The sequence below is a fragment of the Enterobacter sp. TMH.L2 genome, assembly GCF_050847315.1.
Classification (GTDB): Bacteria; Pseudomonadota; Gammaproteobacteria; order Enterobacterales; family Enterobacteriaceae; genus Cedecea.
This window is the reverse complement of sequence record NZ_CP193791.1, coordinates 3,312,811-3,331,888: the sequence shown is the minus strand read 5'-3', so window position 1 is coordinate 3,331,888 and position 19,078 is coordinate 3,312,811. Positions and strand designations below refer to the sequence as shown.

Genomic DNA, 19,078 nt, shown 5'->3' with positions numbered 1-19,078 from the left:
CCCTAATCGAGCCGACGTTTGGTTTTCAGCGCCGTCAGGCCGATAAACATCACCGCCGAGGCAATCAAAAACAGCGTGTTGACGATCAACACCGAGGTGATATTCCCCGCCAGGAACAGGCTTTGCAGGGTGCTGACGAAGTAGCGCGCCGGGATGACGTAGGTCACCGCCCTGATAATCGCCGGCATACTGTCTATCTGGAAAATAAAGCCGGACAGCATGATGGACGGTAAAAATGCGGCGTTCAGCGCGACCTGCGCGGCGTTAAACTGGTTGCGTGTAATGGTGGAGATCAGCAGCCCCATGCCCAGCGTGCTAAGTAAAAACAGGCTGGTGATCAGAAACAGTAGTAACAGCGAGCCGCGCCACGGTACGCCGAGAATAAACACCGTCACCAGCATACAAAGCAGCATGGCTAACATCCCCAAAACATAATAGGGCACCAGCTTGCAGAGCAGCAGTTCAGTCTTTGTCACCTGCGTGGAAAGCAGAGCCTCCATGGTGCCGCGCTCCCATTCCCGGGCCACGACCAGAGACGTCAGTATTGCGCCAATGACCGTCATGATGATGGTCACCGCGCCGGGAATAATAAAGTGCTGGCTGATGGCAGCGGGGTTAAACCAATAGCGCAGCTGCACCTCGATTAAAGGCTCAAAGTGCTCCCCGCGATCTTCCGCCCGCTGTTGCTGCCAAAGCTGCCAGATCCCCTGCATATAGCCCTGAACAAAGTTAGCCGTATTGGGCTCGCTGCCGTCGGTGATCACCTGAATCGGGGCCGTTGCGCCGGGGCGGGCCATGTTCTGCGCAAAGTCGGGCGGAATTGTCACCATGCCGCGAATTTTCCCGGCCTGCATGAGCTGAATCAGCTGCTCGCGGTTATCGCTGATGGTGGGCTCAATAAACGGCGAGGCGCTGATGGCGTGGGTGAAATCCAGCGCGTCTTCGCTCTGCTGCTCGATCAGCACGCCGACGTGGAGGCGGCTGGAATCGAGATTAATGCCGTAGCCGAAGATAAACAGCAGCAGAAGCGGGATAACCACGGCGATTAACCAACTGCTGGGGTCGCGCACGATTTGCCGGGTTTCTTTCACGCACAGGGCGCGGACGCGGCGCCACGATATCCTTTGGCTATGTTCGCTCATCGCTGTGCTCCTTATCCCACTCGTGAATCAGCCCGATAAACGCCTGCTCCATGGTGGGGTCGGGCGTGTCGTCATCCGCTATCTGCTGTTTTAGGTCGTCCGGCGTGCCGCTGGCAATCAGCTTGCCTCGGTAGACCAGCCCGATGCGGTCGCAGTATTCTGCCTCATCCATAAAGTGAGTGGTCACCATCACCGTCACGCCCTTCTCTACCATGCTGTTAATATGCAGCCAGAACTCGCGGCGGGTAATGGGATCCACGCCGGACGTTGGTTCGTCGAGAAACAGAATATCCGGTTCATGCATCAGCGAGCAGGCAAGCGCCAGCCTCTGCTTAAAACCCAGCGGCAGAGAATCTGTCGTGCTATTGGCGATAGGCTGCAGCGCAAACGCCTCGCTCATGCGGGCAATTTTGTCCTGCTGAACGCGCCCGCGAAGGCCATAAACACCGGAGAAGAAACGGAGATTTTGTGCCACCGTCAGGTTGCCGTAGAGGGAGAATTTTTGCGCCATGTAGCCCAGGTGTTGGCGTGCTTTGCCGGAGCTGGTTTTCAAATCCATGTCCAGCACCAGTGCTTTGCCCGAAGTGGGGACTAACAAACCACACATCATCTTGAAGGTGGTGGACTTGCCGGCGCCGTTAGGGCCAAGCAGCCCGAAGATTTCACCGCGCTTAACGGCAAAGTTAACGTGGTCGGTGGCGGCAAAGTCGCCGAATTTTTTGGTTAGCTCTTCGGCCTGAATCACCGTCTCACCTGACTTGCCGTCAACGGTATGAAGAATATCGCCCAGCGGCGATTCGTTCGCGGCGGCGCCACCCAGTAAATCAATAAACGCGTCTTCAAAGCGCGGGTCAGTTTCTTTCAGGCTGGACTCGGGCACGTGCAGGGCATTTGCCAGATCGTTCACTTTCGCCTCTTTGGCAAGGATCAGCCGCACAGAGCGCCCCTGAATCACGCCGTCGCTGACCTGCGGCAGCTTCAGCGCGCGCTGAAGTAGCTGGCGATTATTCTCCTGCTCGTGGCTGACCAGCAGTGAACGCCCGGCCATCTTCTGCGTCAGCGCTTTCGGCGCACCGTGATAAAGCAGCTCGCCTTCGTTCATCAGCAGGATTTCTCGGCACTGCTCGGCCTCATCGAGATACGATGTGCTCCAGAGGATCAGCATGCCTTCGCCCGCCAGCTCGTGCACCATTTGCCACAGTTCACGCCGGGATATGGGGTCTACGCCTACGCCAGGTTCATCCAGCAAAAGGACTTTCGGCTGGCCGACGAGCGTACAGGCGAGACCAAGCTTTTGCTTCATTCCGCCTGAGAGTTTGCCCGCCAGCCGCTCGGTAAACGGCCCGAGAGAGGTGAATTCCAGCAGTCGGGCAAAGGTGCTTTTACGCTGCTCCCCGGTCACGCCGCGCAGGTCGGCATAAAGCATCAGGTTTTCCATTACCGTCAAATCTTCGTACAGGCCAAATTTCTGCGGCATGTAGCCCAGTTCAGCGTGCAAAGCGCGATCGTCTTTAATCGGGTCGAGGCCGATCACCGAGGCTGCGCCTTCGCTTGGCTGCAGCAATCCAGCCAGCATCCTCATGAGCGTGGTTTTCCCCGCGCCGTCCGGGCCGACCAGGCCGGTGACTGCCCCGGCATGAATTTCGCAATCCAGGCTGGCGACGGCCGGTTTTTCAAGGCCAGGGAAACGCTTCACCAGCCCCTGCAGATGAATGACCGCGTCATTGCTGCTCATGCTGACTTCCACCGTTGAATTTCACCGTAACGGGCATGCCCTGACGCAGCGCGTCATCTGCATCGGTCACGATAATGCGTAAGCGGTAGACTAAATCCGTGCGCAAATCGGGAGTTTCAACCGTTTTTGGCGTGAACTCCGCCGTTGGAGACACAAATCCCACTTTGCCGTGGTATGGCTTGTCCGGGCGGCCATCGGTGTAAATCAGCAGTTCGCTGCCGGGTTTGGCCTGCCCGAGGTTGGTTTCGTCGATATAGGCGCGAACCCACACCGGGCGAGTGAGCGACAGGGTGAGTACCGTGCTGCCTGCGTTAAGCATGCTGCCGGGTTCAACGGCACGGGTCAGCAACGTGCCGTCAGAAGGCGCAATCAGAGTGGTGTCCTGCAGATCTAGCTGCGACTGAGCCAGCTGTGCTTTGGCTTGCTGAAGGCTGGCCTGCGCCTGAGCGATTTCCTGCGGGCGGTTGCCGCTGCGGTACTGACTGAGCTTATCCTGGGCCGCTTTCAGCGTGGCTTTTGCCTGGTCGCTGGACGAGCGGGCGTTGGCTAAATCATTCGCCGAGATGGTTTTGGTCGCCCACAATCCCTGCTGGCGCTGGTAGAAGTTTTGCGCGTAATCATAGGCCGCCTGCGCCTGGTTAACCTGCGCTGCAGCCTGGGCTATTTCTTCGTCACGGTAGCCCGCAATAATCAAATCGTACTTAGCCTGGGCGGCCGCAACGTTGGCTTCGGCCTGGCGCAAAGCGTTTTCATACGGTGCTTTATCTATCAGCCCCAGCGGTTCACCGGTTTTGATTGCATCGCCTTCATCTACCTCAAGCGCCGCGAGTCGCCCTCCCACGCGGAAGCTAAGGTTAACGGTGCGGATATCCACGTTGCCGTAAAGCGTTAGCTCGCTGTTTTGCTGGCTCTGATACCATTTCCAGCCGCCAAACGCCGCGGCCACGAGCACTAGAATCACAATGACGGCAATCACCGGCTTCTTATTGTTCATCACTAGCTTTTCCTCTGTTTACGGATAATCCCTGCAGGATGAAATCAACGTGGCTCAGCACCACGCGGCTTATTTGCTGCACTTTGGCCTGGTCAAACTGAGGCCAGCCGGTGCGCAACAGAATCGTTTCTCGCCCAAGCCGGAAGGCCAGCACCTGGCCGAGCAGCGTGTGGGTATGCAAAATAGTGTCGGTATCAAAAGGATCTCGCCCGGTGTAATGCGCCACCAGCGTGGTCAGCAGAGTGTGCATCGGGTCGATAACCTGCTGGTGAATAAGCTGATAAGCGGCGGTCGGGGAAAGTTGCTCGCGGGAGATAAATTTGCTCAGGTTGAGCGTGTCGTCGGCGGTCAGCAGGGCGATCATTTGCCCGAGCGCGGTATGAATAAGATGACGTATTTTCTCTTTGTCCGGTTCGGGCTGGCAAAGAAGGGCTTCTGCGTGGACAACATGCTCGTGAAAGTTACCGCTGATGAAATCGGCAATCCACTGAGCGGAAGCCATATACAGCGCTTCTTTGGAGCCAAAGTAGTAGGTGATCGCGGCAATATTTTGCCCAGCCTGGGCGGCGATATCTCGCGTGGTGGCGTGCATGCCATATTCAGCGAACTGCGCGATGGCGGCGGTGATGAGCGTATTTTTAGCCTGCTCTCCGCGGCTGGTGACCGGCGTCGGCGAAGGTGTCATACCGACCTCTTAAAATGTTAATCAATCGATTGATTAAGAGTAAGCAAAGTTATCAACCCTGTCCAGTACAAGGCTTTATTCTGCTTGCGGAGAGGAAAATGAGAATTTATGCGGAAGATCACAAAAACTGCTACACTGCACGCGAACGGCGCCGTGGTTTGCGCCTCCTCTCTTCGCCAGCTTAGCGCTGGCGCGTGATGTTCCCCCTGGAAACTACACCGCACAATGCGGTCAGGGCGGTTCTGGAGTTCCTATGTCTTTTGATTCTCTCGGCCTGAATGCCGATATTTTGCGTGCGGTGGAAGAGCAGGGCTATCGTGAGCCTACCCCAATTCAGCGCCAGGCAATCCCGGTAGTCTTATCAGGCCGTGACCTGATGGCCAGTGCCCAAACCGGCACCGGCAAAACCGCAGGCTTTACCCTGCCGCTGTTACAGCGTCTGACCGACAGCGCGCCTCACCTGAAGGGCCGTCGCCCGGTGCGTGCGCTGATCCTCACCCCAACCCGCGAACTGGCGGCGCAGATTGGTGAGAACGTCCGCGACTACAGCAAATATTTAAATATCCGCTCGCTGGTTGTCTTTGGCGGCGTGAGCATTAACCCGCAGATGATGAAGCTGCGCGGCGGCGTGGATGTGCTGGTAGCAACCCCAGGCCGTCTGCTGGATCTTGAGCATCAGAATGCGGTGAAACTCGATCAGATCGAGATTCTGGTGCTGGACGAAGCCGACCGCATGCTGGATATGGGCTTCATTCATGACATTCGTCGCGTATTGGCTAAACTGCCTGCACGCCGCCAGAACCTGCTGTTCTCCGCAACCTTCTCCGACGACATTAAAGCGCTGGCTGAGAAGCTGCTGCACAACCCGGAAGAAGTGGAAGTGGCTCGCCGCAACACGGCGTCTGAGCAGGTCACGCAGCACGTTCACTTTGTGGACAAAAAGCGCAAGCGGGAACTGCTGTCGCAGATGATTGGCGAAGGCAACTGGCAGCAAGTGCTGGTGTTCACCCGCACCAAACACGGCGCTAACCATCTGGCAGAGCAGCTGCAAAAAGACGGTATCACCGCGGCGGCAATCCACGGCAACAAGAGCCAGGGCGCTCGTACACGCGCGCTGGCGGACTTCAAAAGCGGCGGTATTCGCGTGCTGGTGGCGACTGATATCGCGGCTCGCGGCCTGGACATTGAAGAACTGCCGCACGTTGTTAACTATGAGTTGCCGAACGTGCCGGAAGACTACGTGCACCGTATTGGCCGTACCGGTCGTGCGGCAGCCACCGGTGAAGCACTTTCTTTGGTGTGCGTGGACGAGCATAAGCTGCTGCGCGACATCGAGCGTCTGCTGAAGCGCGAGATCCCACGTATCGCATTGCCAGGTTTTGATGTTGATCCATCCATTCCGGCCGAGCCAATCGTCAACGGTCGTCAGCAGCGTGGCGGCGGTGGTCGTGGCGGCCAGGGTGGTCGCGGTGGTCAAAGCCAGGGCCAGCGTCGCAGTGGCAACGGCGGAAACGCGAATGCTTCCGGTGAGCGTAACAACGGCCCGCGTCGCAGCGGTAAACCGCAGGGCGAAGGTGCTGCGAAGCCGGCAGGGGATAATACCCGTCGCCGTCGCCCACCGCGTAAACCAGCGGCAGCGCAGTAAGTTTCATACCCTCACCCTAACCCTCTCCCTTAAAGGGAGAGGGGATTAAAGACCCCCGCATTTCTTCTGCTTCTTTGAAGGTGGGAACTAGCGGAATCCCAGGTTTTCCGCCTCTCCCCTCTGGGGAGAGAGTCGGGGCGAGGGGAAAACTCCACACATATTATCGGATGCGTCATGCGTGTTCTTCTTGCCCCGATGGAAGGCGTTCTCGACTCGTTAGTTCGCGAACTTCTTACCGAGGTTAACGACTACGATCTCTGTATCACCGAATTTCTTCGCGTGGTCGATCAGCTGTTGCCGGTTAAATCTTTCCTCAAACTTTGCCCCGAGCTCGATCATGGCAGCCGCACGCCATCCGGTACGCTGGTTCGCGTCCAGCTTCTTGGGCAATACCCGCAGTGGCTGGCTGAAAACGCAGCTCGTGCGGTCGAACTCGGCTCCTGGGGCGTGGACTTAAACTGCGGCTGCCCGTCAAAGCTGGTTAACGGCAGTGGCGGCGGGGCGACTTTGCTCAAAGATCCCGAGCTCATTTACCGCGGCGCGAAAGCCATGCGTGAGGCTGTGCCAGCGCATTTGCCGGTCACGGTAAAAATTCGCCTCGGCTGGGACAGCGGTGCGCGTCAGTTTGAAATTGCTGATGCCGTGCAGCAGGCGGGGGCGACAGAATTGGTGGTTCACGGACGTACTAAAGAAGACGGCTACAAAGCGGAGCTTATCAACTGGGGTGCCATCGGTGAGATTCGTCAGCGGCTGTCGATCCCGGTCATCGCCAACGGCGAAATCTGGGACTGGCAAAGCGCACAGGATTGCCTTGCGGCTACGGGATGTGATTCGGTGATGATTGGGCGCGGGGCGCTGAATGTGCCAAACCTGAGCCGGGTTATCAAATACAACGAAGCGCGAATGCCGTGGGCCGAGGTTGTTACGCTGTTGCAAAAATACAGCCGTCTCGAAAAGCAGGGCGATACCGGGCTGTATCACGTGGCAAGGATTAAACAGTGGCTTGGTTATTTGCGTAAAGAATACGCCGAAGCAACGGAGCTGTTTACCCTCATTCGCACGTTAAAAACGTCCGGTGAAATCGCCAATGTTATTGGCGCGTTAAAATAATTTCTTTTAGATAACCCGTTAATTGAACTTTTAATTGGCGGGCATTTTCTCTAAATTAATTTATCTTCTTTCATTATTTCCTGAATAGAGTTCACAAAATTTCATTTTTATTTTATTTAGTGCTGGAGCTGGTTTCAGCATGATGCCACTATAGCCCCGAAAATTACACCAAGGATTGCTACTGTTTAACAGGCAAAACCTAAATTCATTCTCCGCGTGTCGGGAAATGAATTTAGGTTTTTTTTTGCTTTTTTTTATTAAAACAAGGGACGTTTATCATGTACTCACGCACAAAAATAACCGGTGGCATGATGCTGCTGTTTGCCTTGGGAGGTATGCCCGATGCGTTGGCGAGCTATGCTCACTATGACAGTGGCCTGCTGACGAACAGCCATCTCGATGCCACCTTAAAAAATGTCTGGATGTTGAATACAACCGATGCAATGGCGGACCAGGGGATTGGCGATCAGAACGCCTGGGCTCAGGCGGTGCATCTGGACTGGCAAAGCGGCTGGCTGTGGGATCACGTAGGGGTCGATGCCTCGTGGTATGGCGTAGCGAAGCTGTACGCCAACGATGCCTTCTATGGCAGAGACTTGTTGCGGGACAAAAACGGCAAAGCGCAAGGCTTCAATAAGCTTGGGCAACTGTACGCCAAAGCGCGATGGGGCGACGCTGAGCGGCATCTCTCTCTTTGGGCTGGCTGGCGTCAACTCTATAAATTCGGCGCGTTAAACGTCACCCGCAGCCGTGCCGCCCCCAGTACCTGGGAAGGCGTTAGCGCCGAGTTTGCGTGGGACGATTTTAGCGCAAAGGCCGCCGTTGTGAACCGCTTTTCTGAGCGCGATGAGCCAGAAAAACGCCGCTTTCGTACCCTCAAAACTAACAAGCAAATTGACTACATTGCGACCAGTGAACTGAGCTGGTCTCCGGAAAAAGGTAGCAAAATCAGCTACATTGCCGCCGAGAGCGACAGCTATCTTCTCCGCCACGGGCTTGAAGCGAATGCCGTGGTGCCGCTTAGTAAAGATTTCAATCTCCTGGCACGAAGCACTTACTACTATGCTCGGGGCCTCAGCGATTGGGAGGGGGCTCGAGGGTTCAGCCGCAGCGCACAACATCTTTTTGCCCTTGTCGGCTATCAATACGGACGAGCGGAATCTGGCCTCGGTTGGTCATACACCCGAGCGCCGCTGGATAACGGCTTAGGTCATTTTTATTGGCACTTTGGTAAAAACACCCGGGGTGCCTTTAATAGCAAAGCCGATGGCGAGGGCAATGACTACATTAATGACGGTGAACAAATGCTGTATTTATACAGCCAGTATCAGATCTTGCCTGAATTATTAGTGGGCATCTACGGCAATTACGGTTTTGGCATGCAATACAAAGGTGTTGATTTAAAAGAGTGGGAGTATGGGGGTTATTTTCTCTGGCATAGCCCGCAGGTTAAAGGTCTGAACGTATTCGCCGGATTTGGGCCGAGCTATAGCTGGAAATTAACGCCTGGTAGAATGCCATCCCTGGACGAAAACAATCATAGTTTCCGCCGTGCGAAAGGCGTAGGGGGAAGCGTACGCGTTGAATATCGGTTTAATTTATTTTGATTACGTCATAAATAAGGAGTGAATATGAAAAAGAACATCATCGCCGGGCTGGTGCTCACGTTAGTTGCAGGTTCCGCTTTTGCCGCTGAACGCCCCATGCGTATTCTGGTCGTCAATGATGATGGCTGTGAGTCGGTTGGGACAACCTCACTGCAGGAGAAGCTGGCGGCCAAAGGATATGACGTCTGGATGGTGGCACCGTCCACCAATCAAAGTGGTATTGGTTCGGCCATTACCTTTAAGCCGAATAAAATATTCGACGTTAAAAAGGTGGCCGACAAGCGCTACTGCTTCCCTGGCACCCCCGCCGACGCCCTTGACTTCGGCGTGCTGGGCGTGATGAAAGATACGCCACCGGACCTGGTTATCTCCGGCGTGAACGACGGTCCCAATACCGGCGTTGCGCAGCTGAACTCTGGCACCATCGGTGCCGCAGCCCGCGCGGTTCGGTATGGTTATCCGTCGATTGCCGCCAGTATTGGCTATATTCTCAACGAGCAGGAGATGAAGGCCGGGTGGCCAAGTACGCATAAATTCTGGCCGGACTCAGTCGACTACGTGGTTGGCCTTGTGGATACGCTCGCGAAAACCTGGCAACCGGGTCAGCCGCTGCTACCCGCCGGTTCGGGGTTAAGCATTAACTATCCGCCGTTAGAAAAGCAGGCCATTAAGGGCATGAAATTTGTTGAAAATGAGCAAAATCCGGTGCCTCAGCACTACTACAAACTGTTGCCTGACGGTAAAGCACAGCAAATCATGAGTGAGAAAGTGTTGACGCCGGTGGACGCAGATACCGATACCGGCTGGCTAAACCGTGGATATATTACCTGGACCGTCTTTGACGGAGAGTGGAATGCGCCGCAGTTTGACGAACAGTATCGCAAACTGTTTGCAGCAGAAACCGCGGCTAACTAGTCAGGCAGTGTCGCGATCGCTATCACGGTTTTCGCCCTACGAGCTTGAGCGATATATCCTCCGTGATAGAGTGCATATGTTGGATTGTTACTGCGCTTAGCAGGCAAAACCTGATCATCTGGCTCTGCCAGAGGTCAGGTTTTTTTGTTTCTGGGGTAACCATGGAAATCGCCAAGATACTGAACAATAACGTAGTGGTTATTCTCGACGAGCACCAGCGCGAACAGGTGGTGATGGGGAAGGGGCTGGGCTTCCAAAAAAAACCAGGAGATAACCTCGATCGCAGCCAAATAGAAAAAGTATTTGCCCTGCAAAGCGATGAGCTGGTGGCGAGATTAAGCGAGCTGCTAAACCAGATCCCACTGGAGGTGATGACCGCCTGCGATCGTATTATTCAACTGGCACGCGAACGCCTCGGTAAGCTACAGGAAAGTCTCTATATTTCGCTGACGGATCACTGCCACTTCGCGATTGAGCGGCAGAAAAAAGGCATGGCGATACGCAACGTGCTGTTGTGGGAAATCAAGCGGTTATATCCCAAAGAGTTTGCTCTCGGGCTGGAAGCCATTGGCATTATTCACCGGCGTCTCGGCGTACTGCTTGCTGAAGATGAAGCGGGGTTTATCGCGCTGCATCTGGTGACCGCCCAGCTTGAAGGCGAAATGCCGGAGGTGATGGATATCACCCGCGTAATGCAGGAGATCCTGCATATCGTGAAGTACCAGCTGCAAATTGAATACCAGACCGAGAGTCTGAGCTACCAGCGCTTTGTCACGCATTTGAAGTTTTTTGCTCAAAGAATGCTGAACCGCACCACCGTGGCGGATGATGATGAAGCTCTGCATGCGGCGGTGAAAGATAACTACCCGTTGGCGTGGCGCTGTGCAGAGAAACTTCAGCGGCATCTGGCCAAAAGCTACCAGCGCGAGCTGACCAACGAAGAAATTATGTTCCTCGCTATCCATATTGAGCGAGTGCGCAAAGAGAGCCGCAAGGCTTAAATAACAAAACGGATTGTGACTGCTTCGGCAGGCAAAACCTGAGCGTTAGCTTCCCTGCGGGGCGGCTGGCTCAGGTTTTTTTTTAACTTTACTCAGCAGACATCGCCCGCGGGCGGGACGTAAAAGGAACAGGGTTATGGACTATCAAGGGCTGGCGCAGGCTATCCTGAAACATGTCGGTGGCAAGGAAAACATCGTCAGTCTGGTGCACTGTGCGACCAGGCTGCGTTTCAAACTGAATGACTCCTCGCTCGCAGAGCCTCAGGCGCTGAAGAGCAACCCGGGTGTTATCACGGTGGTGGAGAGCGGGGGGCAATTCCAGGTTGTGATTGGCAACCACGTTCACGATGTTTATACGGCGGTCTGCGTTGCGGCAGGCATCAGCGAAGAGGCCGTAACAAAAGAAATACAGGGCGAAAAAAGCAACTTATTGAACCGGCTTATCGATATCGTCTCGGCAATTTTTACCCCTTTCCTGGGCGTGATGGCCGCCTCGGGTATCCTGAAAGGGATGCTGGCGCTCAGCGTTGTTTGCGGCTGGCTAAATGCCGAGTCTGCGACCTATAAAATCTGGTTCGCTGCCAGCGATTCGCTGTTTTACTTCTTCCCGTTGGTACTCGGTTACACGGCCGGGAAAAAATTTGGTGGCAGTCCCTTTTTGACCATGGCCATCGGGGGCGCACTTACGCATCCGCTGATTATGCAGGCTTTCGAATCTGCCTCTCAGTCTGAACGTTTTCTTGATCTGCCCGTCACCTTTATCAACTACAGCTCCTCGGTGATCCCAATTATCTTTGCCGCCTGGGTGAGTTGCTGGCTGGAAAAACGTTGCAATAAGGTATTCCCGGCAGCCATGAAGAACTTTTTCACGCCTCTGGTTTGCCTGGGCGCCGTAGTGCCGCTGACTTTCCTGATTATTGGGCCGGCAGCAACCTGGCTGAGCCAAATGCTGGCCCACGGCTATCAGGCCATTTATGCCTTTGCGCCGTGGCTGGCGGGCACCGTCATGGGGGCTATCTGGCAGGTCTGCGTGATCTTTGGCCTGCACTGGGGCCTGGTCCCTATCATGATCAACAACCTCAGCGTACTGGGGCAGGACACGCTGATGCCGCTCCTGCTGCCGGCGGTAATGGGGCAGGTAGGTGCCGCGCTGGGGGTCTTTCTCTCTACGCGTGATACAAAGCTCAAAGTTCTGTCGGGCTCAGCGGTGACTGCGGGGATCTTCGGTATCACCGAACCTGCGGTGTATGGCGTGACGCTGCCTAACCGCCGTCCCTTTATTTTTGGCTGCATCGCCGGAGGTATTGGCGGGGCCATTGTCGGCTTTAGCCAAAGCCATCTTTATTCCTTCGGGCTGGCGAGTATTTTCAGCCTGGCGCAGATGCTTCCACCGGGCGGCATGGACAGCACCGTGTGGGGGGCCATCATCGGTACTCTGTTATCACTGCTGCTGGCCTGCGCGCTGACCTGGGCTTTTGGTCTGCCGCGCAGCGCGCCAGCTTCATCATCACCCACGGCCATTGCCGGAGATGAAGACATTCTGTCACCGATGAGCGGCACGGTACTGGCGATGGACCAGGTCCCTGATGCTACGTTTGCAGAGGGGCTGTTGGGTAAGGGCGCGGCCATTATTCCACTGACAAACGAAGTCCGAGCGCCGTTTTACGGCGAAGTCGCCTCGCTATTTCAGACCCGGCATGCCATTGGCTTGCTGAGCGACAGTGGCATTGAAGTATTAATCCATATTGGCATCGACACGGTGAAGCTGGAGGGGCAGCACTTCACTGCCCACGTCCAGCCGGGAGACAAAATTAAACCCGGCGATCTGCTCATTACCTTTGACCGCGAGGCCATCCTCGCCGCCGGGTACGACCTCTCTACGCCGATAATTGTCAGCAATAGCGAGGATTACCGGGCAGTCACCCGTGTGACGCAGCAGTCCAGCATCAATTCAGGTATGCCGTTCCTGACGGTAGAACGTTAAGCAAAGGAGAGTGACATGACAGCATTTCCGAAGACATTTCTGTGGGGCGGGGCTATCGCCGCAAACCAGGTTGAAGGCGCGTGGCAGGAGGGCGGAAAGGGCATTTCTACCTCGGATGTCATGCAGCAGGGGGTATTTGGCCCATTGAAGGAGCGCGTGCCGGGAGACAGCGGCATTAAAGATATCGCCATCGATTTTTACCACCGCTACCCGCAGGACATTGCGCTGTTTGCCGAAATGGGGTTTAGCTGCCTGCGTATTTCCATCGCCTGGACGCGCATTTTTCCGCAGGGCGACGAGTCTGAGCCAAATGAAGCCGGGCTGGCGTATTACGACAAACTGTTTGATGAGCTGGCGCAGCACGGGATTCAGCCGATGGTGACCTTGTCTCACTACGAAATGCCGTGGTGGCTGGTGAAGCAATACGGCGGCTGGGGCAATCGCAAAGTCATTGACTACTTTGAGCGTTACGCCCGCTGTGTTTTCACCCGCTATCAGCATAAAGTGAAGCTGTGGCTGACCTTCAATGAAATCAACATGTCGCTTCATGCGCCGCTGACCGGCGTCGGGCTGGAAGGCGAGCCGAACAAAGGCGAAATTTATCAGGCTATCCATCATCAGCTGGTTGCCAGCAGCCTGGCGGTGAAAGCCTGCCACGAAATTATCCCGGATGCGAAAATCGGCAATATGCTGCTGGGCGGCCTGATGTACCCGCTCACCTGTAAACCGGAAGACGTGCTGGAAACGCTGCAGGAAAACCGCAGCTGGCTGTTCTTCGGCGACGTCCAGTGTCGGGGCCTTTATCCTGGCTATATGCAGCGCTATTTCCGCGATAACGGCATTCAGCTTGAAATCAGCGAGAACGACCGCGAAATTCTGAAAAACACCGTCGATTTTATCTCATTCAGCTATTACATGACCGGCTGCGTGACGGCAGATGCAGAGCTTAACGCGAAATCCCGCAGCAATATTCTCAGTATGGTGCCAAACCCGCATTTGCCAGCGTCTGAATGGGGCTGGCAAATTGACCCGACCGGCATGCGCATCCTGCTCAATATGCTGTGGGATCGCTACCAGAAACCGCTGTTTATTGTCGAAAACGGCCTGGGGGCGAAAGATAAGCCCGAAGCTGACGGCACGATCAACGACGATTACCGCATCAGCTATTTGAACGATCATCTGGTGCAGGTGGGCGAGGCGATTGAGGACGGCGTAGACGTGATGGGCTACACCAGCTGGGGGCCAATCGATCTGGTTAGTGCGTCGAAAGCCGAACTGTCGAAACGCTACGGGTTTATCTACGTTGATCGCGATGACCAGGGGCACGGCACGCTTGCGCGATCGAGAAAGAAAAGCTTCCACTGGTATAAAGAGGTGATTGCCACGAATGGCGGCAGCCTTAAGCGCTAAGCCGCGGAAATAAAGCCAGTTTGTCGTCAGACTAAAAGAGGGAAAATACGTTTTCCCTCTTCCCTTTCTGCTCTATTACGCCACATTCACCAGCCGCTGAATAAACCCGCGCAGCCACATCAGCGCGGCATCGCTGTTATGGCGCTGATGCCACAATAAAGCAACCTCAAACGGCGGAACGTCTACCGGAACCGGGCTTGCAGCCAAACCCCAGGTTTTCTGCCAACTGGCTGATAATCCTGCCGGCACGGTTGCCAGCGCGGGCATTTGCATCAGCAATCCCGGCAGCGCAGCAAAATGCGGGGTGGTGTAGCTGATATGGCGTGTCTGCCCGAGCTTTGCCAGCAGGGTGTCTATCTGGCTGCTGTTGGCTTCACGATAGCTGACCAGCACGTGCTGATGGGCGACATATTCTTCCAGCGGCAGCGGTGCACTGGCCTCGATGTGCTGTGGGTGCCAGAGCGTCACAAAATTCATGCTGGTCAACACTTCACGCTCCAGCCAGCGGGCGCTTTGGTTCGCCACGCTGATCGCCATATCCAGCTCGCCACCTTCCAGCCTTTGGGCGTCGGTAAACGGGTCGCTGGCGACAACGTTAATGCGCATTCCCGGCGCGTCCTGCTTCAGCGCGGGAATGAGTTTTGGCATCAGCCACATTTCCACCCAGTCGGTCATGCCGATGGTCACGGTCGCTTTGGCGCTGGCCGGGCAAAACTCAGCCTGCTGGAAAAGAGCGCTTTGCAGCTGCTCCAGCAGAGGCATCAGCTCGGTGTGCAGTTCGCTTGCGCGCGCGGTGGGCTGCATGCGGTGGCCGCTGCGAATAAACAGCGGGTCGTCGAACATATCCCGCAATCTTGCCAGCGCGCCGCTGACCGCAGGCTGCCCGAGGTGCAGCTTGTCGGCTGCCAGCGAGACGCTTTGCTCGCGGAACAGCACGGCAAAAGCGATCAGCAGGTTGAGATCGATTTTGCGGAAATCATTTTCTTTGATAGTCATCATTTCTCCAATCAATTGGCGTGATGATACGCCCGACGGGATACTGGCGGCAAGTTGAACACCTGCCTGGAGAATAAAATGAAAACTTTCCTCATGTTGCTAACGCTTTTAGGCGGCACAATATCCGTTTCTGTCCTTGCCACGCCGCAGGCTATAACGCAGCAGCAATCGCCTGGATATTACCGCATGATGCTGGGGGATTGGCAAATTACGGCGGTGTCGGACGGCACAGTAGTCGTACCGCTGGATAAACTGCTGACGCATATCACGCCGCAGAAGTTACGCGAGCGTATGGCGGAGGACGCAATGACGCCCGCCGCAGAAACGTCGATCAATGCCTTTGTTATCAATACGGGGCGCGAACTGATTCTGGTTGATACGGGAGCCGGGGAATTATTTGGCTCTGCGGGTGGGCACCTGCTGGAGAATTTACGGGCGGCAGGTATTGCCCCTGAAGATATTTCTCTGGTGCTGCTGACCCATATTCATGCCGATCATTCCGGCGGGGTGGAATACCGCGGCAAGCCTGCTTTCCCCAACGCGAGGGTTCGCGTGGAGCAGAAAGATGTCGATTTCTGGCTCAACCCCGCACACCTCAGCGACGTTGAGCCGGGCCAGCGGCACACCTTTGCTGAATCTGAACGTTCGCTTCGCCCGGTCATTGACGCCGGTAAACTCACCACTTTTCATGCACCCACTGAAATCCTTCCGGGCATCGAAGCCATTCCTGCCGCAGGGCACACGCCGGGCAGCGTGATTTATCGTGTTAGCCGTGGCGGCCAAAACATGCTGATGTGGGGCGATATTATTCATGCTAAAGCGGTGCAGATGCCCGATCCCGAAGTGGCGATTCATTTCGATGTTAACCAGCAGCAGGCGGTTGCCACGCGTGAGAAAGTGTTAAAACTGGCGGCTCAGGAAGGCGACTGGGTCGCGGCGGCGCACATTGCTTTCCCGGGAATTGGTCATGTGAAACAAGAAGGCAAAGCCTGGCGCTGGGTGCCGGTAAACTACAGCAGCCGATCGGATTGATAACTAAAGGCGCCACAACAACGTGGCGCCACGCGTTTTTAAAAGATCATTTTGAATACGCCGGTCACCACCAGCAGACCGATGAGGAAGATAATCAGAATGGCCCATAAAATAATTTTCATTAGCGCTCCTTACCTTTTAGTTGGTTCTTTTTGAGTATAGGCAAGGATACGAAGACGGGGGAGTTGCCTCCCCGTAGACGGAATAATCGAAAAAAAGGGTACGACTGCGCTTTAGCGTTGGGGTTTACCTGCCGCGAGCAGGAAGATCATTGGCCGTTCGGCCTCTTCTGCCAGCCCGGGGTTGAGGGCAATTTGTTCGGCTTCCGGGCCCCATTCGTCGAGCTTTTCAATCACAAAGCCGCTTTCAATCAGGGCATTAATCCAGGTGGCCAGCTTGCGGTGCTGCTTCTTCACGCCTTCGGCAAACCAGTTGCTGAGACGCTCGCCTTCCTGCTGATAATGATTCACCGGCCAGCTGCGTTGCCCGGCCCGATCCTGCAGCCAGGCCTGCGTCGCGGGGGCGGTATAGATCGGGTGCTCGGCGGTAAAGACCAGCTTGCCGCCCGGCATCAGCGCCTGTTCAAGCGTGGCAAACAGCGGGCGAATGTCTTCCAGGTAGTGAAGCGCCAGCGAACTGTAGGCCAGATCGAGACTGTTTGCCGGCAGTTGCAGGGCGGAAAGATCCTCCAGGCGATATTCGATCCCGGGGCCTTCGGTCATTTCACGAGCTTTGGCGAGCATGAGCGTCGATACATCCAGCCCGACCGTTTTTGCCGCGCCGGCATCTCTTGCATAGCGGCAAAACCAGCCGTAGCCGCAGCCTAAATCCAGCACCTGCTTGCCCGCCAGTGGCGGCAGCATCGCCTGAACTTTTGCCCATTCAGGCGCGCCATCCAGACCTTTAACAGAGCGGTCCAGCGTGGCATAGCCGGCAAAAAAGGCCGGGTCGTCATAGATATTTTGCGTCATAAATCCTCTTAATCACTGAGGCCATCATTGGCCAGCAGGAATTTTAGACGCGACGCCGCCGGAAAGAAAACCGGCTCCGGCGGCAAAACCGTTAAAAACCGAAATGACTGAGCTCAGGATGATCGTCCGGGCGGCGGCCCTGCGGCCAGAAAAAGGCACGCTCGCTCTCTTTGATTGGCGTGTCGTTGATACAGGCGTGGCGGTTAATCATCAGGCCCTGTTCATCAAATTCCCAGTTTTCGTTGCCAAAGCTGCGGAACCAGTTGCCGGAATCATCGTGCCATTCGTAGGCGAAGCGCACCGCAATGCGGTTCCCGTCGTGTGCCCAGATCTCTTTGATCAGCCGGTAGTCCAGCTCCCGCTGCCATTTGCGGGTTAAAAAACCGACGACGGCTTCACGGCCAGCAACAAACTCGGCGCGGTTGCGCCAGTGGGTATTCAGGGCGTAAACCTGCGAGACGCGTTCAGGATCCCGGCTGTTCCAGGCGTCCTCCGCCAGGCGAACTTTTTGTTTTGCCGTCTCGAGCGTAAACGGGGGAACCGGGGGTTTTACTGTCATGGTCTGCTCCTGTGAAATGTAGACAGGTCTGTCTACTCTTCCAGGTTACCCTGGGTAGACAGATTTGTCTACATACGTCATGATAGATTTTTAACAGGAGAAATCATGCCTACTGCTGCGACCCCCGGCGCCCGCGACCGTATTTTGCACACCGCGCACGACTTGTTTTACCGCGACGGTATTCGTGCCACCGGCATAGACCGAATCATCAAAGAAGCCAGCGTCACCAAAGTGACCTTCTACCGGCATTTTCCGGCCAAAGACGACCTGATCCGTGCCTTTCTGGACTACCGCCATCAGCGCTGGATGACGTGGTTTAGCCGCACGCTGGAAGCGCAAACCGGAGAAGGGAAAGGGGTGATGGAAGCGTTAGCGGCCACCTTGCAAAACTGGTTTGACGACGAGGCATTTCGCGGCTGTGCGTTTATCAACTCGGCGGTGGAAATGGCCGAGGCGCTGCCGGATACGCTGCCGATTGCCCGGGCCCACAAGCAGGCGATGGTGGAATGTCTGGCGGGTTATTTGCCCGATAATGCCGAGGGCAGGAAGCAGGCAGCAATGCTGGCGCTGGTGATTGACGGGGCGATAGTCAAAGCCCAGCGCGATGGCCGCGGCGAAGAGGCGCTTCTGCTGCTGCGGGCGTGGCTGGCGCTGCTGCCCGCAGCAGAGGGTTAATCCTCTTTTTGCCGGTACTTGAACCACAGGCGGACGGCCACGACCAGCACCACGGCAACAATAAGCCAAATCCAGTGGCGCAGGTGCGTATCCAGGCTGTGCAGCCACGGGCCGACGACTTCACCGCCGAGATAGCCAAGCGTCGTAAACAGCGTGGCCCACAGGATAGCCCCGCAGATATTCAGCGGGATAAACAGCTTTGGCGGCAGCTTGCTGGCGCCGATGATAATCGGCCCGACGATGCGAAACCCGTACATAAAGCGGCTGCCAATCACGAACAAATAGGGATGGCGGTTGATCAGCGCCTGCGCCTTGGCCACTTTCTTTTGATGCTTCTTAAAGCGAGCCAGCAGGGCGCTGCCGAAATGCCTGCCGACCAGGAACAGCACCTGATCGCCAATCATGCCGCCCAGTGCGACAGACAGGACGACTAATGGGAAGGTTAAAAGCCCCTGATGCGCGGCCACGCCGCCTAGCAGGGTAATGGTTTCCCCCTCTGCCATACTGCCGATAATCAGCGCGGCGTAGCCATACTGTTCTATTAAGCCATTGATATCCATTAAGCTGGACTCTCCTCCATGTATACCCGTCATACTTCAAGTGGCAGGTGCGTTGGC

18 protein-coding genes are annotated in these 19,078 nt (G+C 55.8%); 9 read left to right on the top strand and 9 right to left on the bottom strand.

The window, feature by feature from the left end:
• Nucleotides 1-2: 2 nt before the first annotated feature.
• Genes ACREYP_RS16020 through cecR form a run of 4 tightly spaced genes read right to left on the bottom strand, consistent with a single transcriptional unit; the run spans nt 3 to nt 4,556 of the window.
• Nucleotides 3-1,142 carry an ATP-binding cassette domain-containing protein gene (locus ACREYP_RS16020; RefSeq protein WP_498880982.1) on the bottom strand — a complete coding sequence of 380 codons (1,140 nt, stop codon included), beginning with the start codon at nt 1,140-1,142 and terminating at the stop codon, nt 3-5.
• Nucleotides 1,129-2,877, bottom strand: coding sequence for an ATP-binding cassette domain-containing protein (locus ACREYP_RS16015; RefSeq protein WP_498880981.1), 1,749 nt, complete (start codon nt 2,875-2,877; stop codon nt 1,129-1,131). The genes ACREYP_RS16020 and ACREYP_RS16015 overlap by 14 nt, the downstream gene beginning before the upstream one ends.
• A complete protein-coding gene (gene hlyD, locus ACREYP_RS16010; RefSeq protein ID WP_008456283.1) occupies nt 2,864-3,871 on the bottom strand; it encodes a secretion protein HlyD in 1,008 nt (335 codons plus the stop codon). Before hlyD ends, ACREYP_RS16015 begins: the two co-directional genes overlap by 14 nt.
• Nucleotides 3,861-4,556 (bottom strand): transcriptional regulator, encoded by a 696-nt coding sequence (gene cecR, locus ACREYP_RS16005; protein ID WP_498880980.1) that lies wholly within the window; start codon nt 4,554-4,556, stop codon nt 3,861-3,863. The genes hlyD and cecR overlap by 11 nt, the downstream gene beginning before the upstream one ends.
• A gap of 253 nt (nt 4,557-4,809) precedes the next feature.
• Here cecR and rhlE point away from each other — a divergent pair, with 253 nt between their 5' ends.
• The 7 genes from rhlE (at nt 4,810) to ACREYP_RS15970 (ending at nt 14,228) form a co-directional block, all read left to right on the top strand.
• Nucleotides 4,810-6,201 carry an ATP-dependent RNA helicase RhlE gene (gene rhlE, locus ACREYP_RS16000; RefSeq protein WP_213716704.1) on the top strand — a complete coding sequence of 464 codons (1,392 nt, stop codon included), beginning with the start codon at nt 4,810-4,812 and terminating at the stop codon, nt 6,199-6,201.
• A 174-nt stretch (nt 6,202-6,375) separates the two neighbouring features.
• Nucleotides 6,376-7,311 (top strand): tRNA dihydrouridine(16) synthase DusC, encoded by a 936-nt coding sequence (gene dusC / locus ACREYP_RS15995; RefSeq protein WP_498880979.1) that lies wholly within the window; start codon nt 6,376-6,378, stop codon nt 7,309-7,311.
• A 278-nt stretch (nt 7,312-7,589) separates the two neighbouring features.
• Nucleotides 7,590-8,918, top strand: coding sequence for an OprD family outer membrane porin (locus ACREYP_RS15990; protein ID WP_008456292.1), 1,329 nt, complete (start codon nt 7,590-7,592; stop codon nt 8,916-8,918).
• 24 nt (nt 8,919-8,942) lie between these two features.
• Complete coding sequence (gene surE, locus ACREYP_RS15985; protein WP_166995365.1) at nt 8,943-9,833, top strand: 5'/3'-nucleotidase SurE; 891 nt, start codon at nt 8,943-8,945, stop codon at nt 9,831-9,833.
• 161 nt (nt 9,834-9,994) lie between these two features.
• Nucleotides 9,995-10,834, top strand: coding sequence for a BglG family transcription antiterminator LicT (gene licT / locus ACREYP_RS15980; RefSeq protein ID WP_008456295.1), 840 nt, complete (start codon nt 9,995-9,997; stop codon nt 10,832-10,834).
• A 136-nt stretch (nt 10,835-10,970) separates the two neighbouring features.
• Entirely contained in the window at nt 10,971-12,818 is a 1,848-nt protein-coding gene (gene bglF, locus ACREYP_RS15975; protein ID WP_498880978.1) for a PTS sugar transporter subunit IIABC family protein, read from the top strand.
• Between the two features lie 15 nt (nt 12,819-12,833).
• Complete coding sequence (locus ACREYP_RS15970; RefSeq protein ID WP_008456298.1) at nt 12,834-14,228, top strand: glycoside hydrolase family 1 protein; 1,395 nt, start codon at nt 12,834-12,836, stop codon at nt 14,226-14,228.
• A gap of 75 nt (nt 14,229-14,303) precedes the next feature.
• Here the strand turns inward: ACREYP_RS15970 and ACREYP_RS15965 are convergent, their stop codons facing one another.
• A complete protein-coding gene (locus ACREYP_RS15965) occupies nt 14,304-15,224 on the bottom strand; it encodes a LysR substrate-binding domain-containing protein (RefSeq protein WP_166995556.1) in 921 nt (306 codons plus the stop codon).
• A 78-nt stretch (nt 15,225-15,302) separates the two neighbouring features.
• Here ACREYP_RS15965 and ACREYP_RS15960 point away from each other — a divergent pair, with 78 nt between their 5' ends.
• A complete protein-coding gene (locus tag ACREYP_RS15960) occupies nt 15,303-16,256 on the top strand; it encodes an MBL fold metallo-hydrolase (protein ID WP_498880977.1) in 954 nt (317 codons plus the stop codon).
• Nucleotides 16,257-16,294: 38 nt separating this feature from the next.
• Here the strand turns inward: ACREYP_RS15960 and yohP are convergent, their stop codons facing one another.
• The 3 genes from yohP to ACREYP_RS15945 all read right to left on the bottom strand — a co-directional run bounded on the left by yohP (nt 16,295) and on the right by ACREYP_RS15945 (nt 17,786).
• Nucleotides 16,295-16,378, bottom strand: a complete 84-nt coding sequence (gene yohP, locus ACREYP_RS15955; RefSeq protein WP_008456306.1) for a small membrane protein YohP — start codon at nt 16,376-16,378, stop codon at nt 16,295-16,297.
• A 111-nt stretch (nt 16,379-16,489) separates the two neighbouring features.
• Nucleotides 16,490-17,227, bottom strand: coding sequence for a class I SAM-dependent methyltransferase (locus tag ACREYP_RS15950; RefSeq protein ID WP_498880976.1), 738 nt, complete (start codon nt 17,225-17,227; stop codon nt 16,490-16,492).
• 91 nt (nt 17,228-17,318) lie between these two features.
• Nucleotides 17,319-17,786 carry a nuclear transport factor 2 family protein gene (locus tag ACREYP_RS15945; RefSeq protein ID WP_498880975.1) on the bottom strand — a complete coding sequence of 156 codons (468 nt, stop codon included), beginning with the start codon at nt 17,784-17,786 and terminating at the stop codon, nt 17,319-17,321.
• A gap of 105 nt (nt 17,787-17,891) precedes the next feature.
• Here ACREYP_RS15945 and ACREYP_RS15940 point away from each other — a divergent pair, with 105 nt between their 5' ends.
• Nucleotides 17,892-18,461 carry a TetR/AcrR family transcriptional regulator gene (locus tag ACREYP_RS15940; RefSeq protein WP_498880974.1) on the top strand — a complete coding sequence of 190 codons (570 nt, stop codon included), beginning with the start codon at nt 17,892-17,894 and terminating at the stop codon, nt 18,459-18,461.
• Here ACREYP_RS15940 and ACREYP_RS15935 read toward each other — a convergent pair.
• Nucleotides 18,458-19,021, bottom strand: a complete 564-nt coding sequence (locus ACREYP_RS15935; protein WP_008456314.1) for a DedA family protein — start codon at nt 19,019-19,021, stop codon at nt 18,458-18,460. The two genes, ACREYP_RS15940 and ACREYP_RS15935, sit on opposite strands and share 4 nt — an antisense overlap.
• Nucleotides 19,022-19,078 lie beyond the last annotated feature (57 nt).